The organism is Coleofasciculus sp. E2-BRE-01 (assembly GCF_040221695.1).
Taxonomy (GTDB): Bacteria; Cyanobacteriota; Cyanobacteriia; order Cyanobacteriales; family Coleofasciculaceae; genus Coleofasciculus.
In genome coordinates this window covers 1-4,469 of record NZ_JAVKEA010000038.1, presented here as the reverse complement: position 1 = coordinate 4,469, position 4,469 = coordinate 1, and the positions used below count along the sequence as shown (strand labels likewise).

The window sequence follows — 4,469 nt, the reverse complement described above, 5'->3', positions numbered from 1 at the left end:
TTAATAGTTTCAGCTTATTGTTAACTCCTTCAACTACTCCATTTGTTGTTCTACTTTCAAAATACCCCACAACTTCAGCAAACCATCGTTTTATTGCTGATGCACTTTTTTTATAGTAAATTTGAGCCTTATCTAACCAATTAATTTTAAAGTTCCCTCTCCCAGGTTTTGACTTTCTTCAAATATCTGATGCCTAGCCTGAATTTTAGGTACACTATGTTAACAGTTTAGCACACTAAGTCCGGAAGACCCAATCAAACATAACAAAAGAGGAACTTTTCGTCATATTCGAGAATCATATTCAATCACTTACATCTTAGCTTAATAACTTGTAGTAAAAATAGAGAATTCCCAGATTTGAGTATATCTTAAACGCTCTGCGGAAGCGGATTTTGTCTGAAGTAGTGGTACAAAAATTGATTATTTATCTTCCCCATCTTCCCCATCTCCCTCATCTCCCTTCCCTGTTCCCTGTTCCCTCGAGCAATTAGAGTGGCGCAAGTTTAGAACCAACGCCTAAAAAATCGATAACTTGGTGCAACAATTCTGCTTTTGTCACCACGAGTATCGTTGATCCGGGTTCAAGTACCGTATTGTCATTGGGAATCACTAAATCCGCATGGGGATGGTGTTGATAGCCAATGATTAAGGAACCCTCTGGAAACCGAGAATCCTGAATCACTTGAGCCACAGTACGCCCTGCAACATCTGATTCCCCCGGTACTCCTAGTTTAAAGACTTCCACTTGACCCTGTTCATAGTGCATAATCGATTCCACTTCCGGATATTCGATCGCGTTGACCATACGATTGACGGCTAGGTCAACCGTGCTAATAATATGATGAGCGCCAGCAATGCGTAGAGGCTCTTTAAAATCGCGTTGGCGGATGCGAGTAATAATATGGGGAACGCCATAGTGTTTAGCCAGGGTAACCATTGCCAGATTTAACGCATCATCTCGCAGCACCGCCGCCATCGCATCGGCTTTGCGAATCCCGGCTTCGAGTAACACTTGGGTGGTGACAGCACTCCCTTCAAATGCCATCACCCCCACTTGTTCGCGAGCATACCGACAAGCCGCAGGATCTTTATCAATAATCGCGATCGTATGTCCTAATTCCACTAACTGCTGGGCTAAACTCAATCCCACTAATCCCGCGCCGCCGATTAATACGTACATGATTCGTTTAGCTCGCTCCAATCCCTATTGGCTTTAATCTAACTCTTTATGTCACGTAGGGTGCGTTAGCGAAAGCGTAACGCACCGTTATTGATTGGTGCGTTACGGCGCAAAAGGTTAAAAAGCCTTACTATATGTCAAGCCAGCGCCTAACGCACCCTACGGGATATCCATTTCCCATGGTGTCTCAGTCGAATCAACCACAAACGCCCCTGTTCATAGACGTAGCCTGCTACGTCTATACGTCCTTAGCGGATGACAGAGGCTGACTAAAAATGGTACAACATCTTAGTTTAAATAAACGGGATGATTAAGTGAGGAAGCGGAATGTATATTATCCAGGTTGCCTCTGAATGCGCCCCTGTGATCAAAGCCGGCGGCTTAGGGGATGTAGTCTATGGTTTGAGTCGGGAGTTAGAGATTCAGGGGCATTGCATCGAACTGATTCTGCCCAAATACGACAATATGCGCTATGACCACATCTGGGGACTCCATGATGCCTATATTAATCTATGGGTACCCTGGTACGGTGCGGCGATTCACTGTTCTGTCTATTGTGGTTGGGTGCATGGACGAGTCTGTTTCTTTATTGAACCCCATTCCCAGGATAATTTCTTCAGTCGTGGCTGCTACTACGGTTGTGATGATGATAACGTGCGGTTTGCTTTCTTCTGTAAAGCCACTTTAGAGTTTCTGCTTCAGAGTAATAAGCGTCCTGATGTAATCCACTGTCACGATTGGCAGACGGGTTTACTTCCAGTCATGCTGTTTGAGATCTACAAATATCATGGCATGGAAAGTCAACGGGTATGCTACACCATCCACAACTTTAAACACCAAGGAATGGGGGGAAGTGAAATCCTGTGGGCAACGGGGTTGAATCGAGAAGGCTATTATTTTCAGGATGATCGCCTGAAAGATAATTTTAATCCCTTTGCCTTAAACTTTATGAAAGGCGGTATTGTTTACGCCAATGCGATAACGACGGTTTCGCCTCATCATGCCTGGGAAGCTCGGTTCACGCCCATCGGATGTGGGTTAGGTCATACATTACATTTACATCAGGATAAGTTTACCGGAATTCTCAACGGCATTAATGATGATTTTTGGAATCCGGAACAAGACCGCTATATTCCCTGTCACTACGCCCCGGATAGTTTTGAAGACAAAGCGAAAAATAAAAAAGCGTTGCGGGAACAGCTTTTAATTCAGGATGTTGATAAACCAATTGTGGCGTTTATTGGTCGTTTAGATGATCAAAAAGGCGTGCATCTGGTTCATCATGCCATCTATTACTCCCTGCATAAGGGCGCTCAATTCGTTTTATTAGGGTCAGCAACAGCGGCGGCAATTAATTCCTGGTTCTGGCACGAAAAATACTACTTAAATGATAATCCTGATGTTCACTTGGAACTGGGCTTTAATGAAGAGTTATCTCATTTGATTTATGCTGGAGCCGATTTTATGCTGGTTCCGAGTAATTACGAACCCTGCGGACTGACTCAGATCATTGGGTTAAAGTATGGAACCGTGCCAATTGTGCGGAGTGTAGGGGGACTGGTCAATACTGTATTTGACCGCGATCACCACCCGAATCACCCCATGGAAAAACGCAATGGCTATGTATTTAATCATACCGATTATTATGCGCTGGAATCTACGATGGATCGAGCGTTGGGATTGTGGTATGACTATCCAGAAGAGTTCCGGAAACTGGCGATTCAAGGTATGGCGTATGATTATTCGTGGAGTGCTTCGGCATCTAAGTATGTGAAAATCTATGACATGATCCGACATCAATAGGGGTTGCTGAATCAGTGGTGAGGTGAGGGGGAGATGAGGGAGATGGCAAAATATATTTTTTATTTGGAGGGGATTTCAGCCTACATTCGGCAACTATTTAAACAGGATTGAACAAACACAAGCCGACGATGCTGTAGGGGCGATTCGCCTGCATCAATGAACGCCACCCATCCACTCAATTGGATCGGGTCGCCCTTTACTCAAACGGCGCATGAATAGAAAACGTGCGATCGCATCTTATGAGAAAACGATTTAATTTAAACCGGATTGCCAATTAACCTGGTAAACCTGGGGTGTAGCGTTGGATAAATTAAAAGAAAAAGAAAGCGCTATATCACTGATTGAATCGTCAAAAGACGCCAAGGGTATTCGTGATATTGATGTTAACTAAAACCCCTCACCCCCAGCCCCTCTCCCACTCCGGGGAGAGGGGAGCAAGAGGTATTTAAGAGGAAGTAGTTTAGAGACTTATCATAGTATATTGAACAGTAATGGTTCCCCTTCTCCCATGAAACAAAAGCTCTCGCATCCTTTGTCCTCCCCGTGCAATATAGCAACCGCCTTGGCGGTCGCTATACATTAAACTCAGTAAAGCTGTGGAACAAATTGACCCCTCGCGCTGCTCCACCCTCAATGCGATCAATATCTACACCTTCGATAAAGCGAGACCCTTCACTCCCCAAGGTAGCATCCGGGATAATCTGAGCCGACACTGGGTTAAACCAGATACCAACGCCCAGCTTAATCACTAACCCACTGACCAGACAAAACCGCATACTCATCGTAGTTAAACTCATCAGAGCCATAACATAAATTGATTGATTCATTAGCAGCCGTATGTAGCGATAGAACTGGAGAATGAAGCAATTGAGGCATTTCTGCTTCAACCCAATACAATATGGCACTCCTGATAAGCCTGAACTTGTCTACGTTAACGCCGTGAATGTCTCTAAACCATCAGACTATAAACATCTAATAGCGATGCACCCGTTGTTCTTAATTGTTCCTTCTCGCTGTCCCCAAGCAGCTAAGCTGTAATGCATTTAAATTGGGTATTAGTAGCGAGCAAGATGCTCGCACGACAAGGATTGTGCCATTATTGATATTAAGGTTTAAATGCCAAGCAGCTAACTTGGGTTTGAAGTTTTCCTCGCTTTCAACTTATTATAATCATCCTTTTCCAGATATAGGGATATTCCCGATTTCCATGGGTAGAGACGCGCCATGGCGCGTCTCTACATCAATGATCTGTCTAACCGCCTTGGCGGTTGCTATACCCTGGAACCATGACGCCGTAACCGGGAACCATACTGGGGCGCAAGCCTTGCATACTGGGACGCACGTCGGTCATTGGTGTCAACTTAAGGTGAAAGCTCGGTTGAGCAAGGGTGTCGGGTGTCGGGTGTCGGGTGTCGGGTGTCGGGTGTCGGGTGTCAGGATGGAATTGTCTGTTGGAGGCGAAAAAACCTCACACCTACCACCATTC

At 44.9% G+C, this 4,469-nt stretch carries 3 protein-coding genes and 2 pseudogenes; 2 read left to right on the top strand and 3 right to left on the bottom strand.

The genetic code is table 11. The features are described 5' to 3' along the window. Window positions 1–192, bottom strand: a pseudogene (locus tag RIG66_RS04400) (transposase); the annotation flags it as partial. Between the two features lie 295 nt (window positions 193–487). Then, on the bottom strand, window positions 488–1,180 hold the full coding sequence (locus tag RIG66_RS04395; RefSeq protein ID WP_446375568.1) for a potassium channel family protein: 693 nt from the start codon (window positions 1,178–1,180) through the stop codon (window positions 488–490). Between the two features lie 327 nt (window positions 1,181–1,507). Between RIG66_RS04395 and glgA the strand changes: the two genes are divergently transcribed. After that, window positions 1,508–2,983 carry a glycogen synthase GlgA gene (glgA, locus tag RIG66_RS04390; protein ID WP_446375566.1) on the top strand — a complete coding sequence of 492 codons (1,476 nt, stop codon included), beginning with the start codon at window positions 1,508–1,510 and terminating at the stop codon, window positions 2,981–2,983. A gap of 572 nt (window positions 2,984–3,555) precedes the next feature. On the opposite strand, the gene RIG66_RS04385 is transcribed toward glgA, so the two are convergent. After that, window positions 3,556–3,810 carry a hypothetical protein gene (locus RIG66_RS04385; RefSeq protein WP_446375564.1) on the bottom strand — a complete coding sequence of 85 codons (255 nt, stop codon included), beginning with the start codon at window positions 3,808–3,810 and terminating at the stop codon, window positions 3,556–3,558. Window positions 3,811–4,190: 380 nt separating this feature from the next. Between RIG66_RS04385 and RIG66_RS04380 the strand changes: the two are divergent. Further along, window positions 4,191–4,469: pseudogene (locus tag RIG66_RS04380) on the top strand (hypothetical protein); the annotation flags it as partial.

Bases quoted from the DNA above. Each gene is read 5' to 3' on its own strand.
- RIG66_RS04395 (WP_446375568.1), bottom strand. From the start codon at position 1,180: ATGTACGTATTAATCGGCGGCGCGGGATTAGTGGGATTGAGTTTAGCC.
- glgA (WP_446375566.1), top strand. From the start codon at position 1,508: ATGTATATTATCCAGGTTGCCTCTGAATGCGCCCCTGTGATCAAAGCC.
- RIG66_RS04385 (WP_446375564.1), bottom strand. From the start codon at position 3,810: ATGAATCAATCAATTTATGTTATGGCTCTGATGAGTTTAACTACGATG.